A 629-nucleotide genomic window follows, 5' to 3' on the forward strand; every position below is an offset into this window, starting at 1 on the left:
ACGATGAGTAAAGCAAATCCACCGCCGAAACCAGCGCAACTACCACCAAAGCTCATGTTTTTTCCTCCTTTTTAGGAAATTAATCTGTATAACTAATGGATTACTTTATAAGATATGTTTTTATTTGGAAAAGGAGCAAGTCTTACTTCTAATTAGACAAGAGCCTTTGATCTGATTTAAATATGATATTCACTTTGTTTCATAGCGCTTTTTTGAAAATGGTAAAACAATATGGAAGTGTATACTAGGTGAATGGATTGTAAATGGAAGGGGTATGTAACTTACAATTACATTAAAATTTCTTTTCATAAATATAAAATTTGTAAAAAAAACCATTTTTTTATTTTTTTATGAGTGAAAATGTACTATAATTTTACAAGTAATATTATGGGAAAAGGGAGTTTTAGTATAGAGATGGAGATGGGACAATTACACAATAAAATAGAACACAAAAAGAAAGAGTTAATTCAACTTGTTGCTAGGCATGGATTAGATCATGATAAAGTTTTGTTATTTAGTCGAGATTTAGATATACTAATTAATAAGTTTATGAATGTAAAAGAAATAGTATATAAGTGATTAATCTTTATTTTTTTATATTAGGATTATTTATTTGTAAAGGAGAGAAA

At 26.9% G+C, this 629-nt stretch carries 1 protein-coding gene; it reads left to right on the forward strand.

Annotated elements, in window-relative coordinates:
- The first annotated feature begins 360 nt into the window (after positions 1 to 360).
- Positions 361 to 579 (forward strand): aspartyl-phosphate phosphatase Spo0E family protein, encoded by a 219-nt coding sequence (locus AC1DTM_RS30545; protein ID WP_016104376.1) that lies wholly within the window; start codon positions 361 to 363, stop codon positions 577 to 579.
- Positions 580 to 629: the final 50 nt, after the last annotated feature.

The sequence above is a fragment of the Bacillus sp. P4_D3 genome, assembly GCF_056401855.1.

What these genes read in the sequence shown, in the direction of transcription:
- AC1DTM_RS30545 (WP_016104376.1), top strand. Translation starts at nt 361, where the DNA reads ATGTACTATAATTTTACAAGTAATATTATGGGAAAAGGGAGTTTTAGT.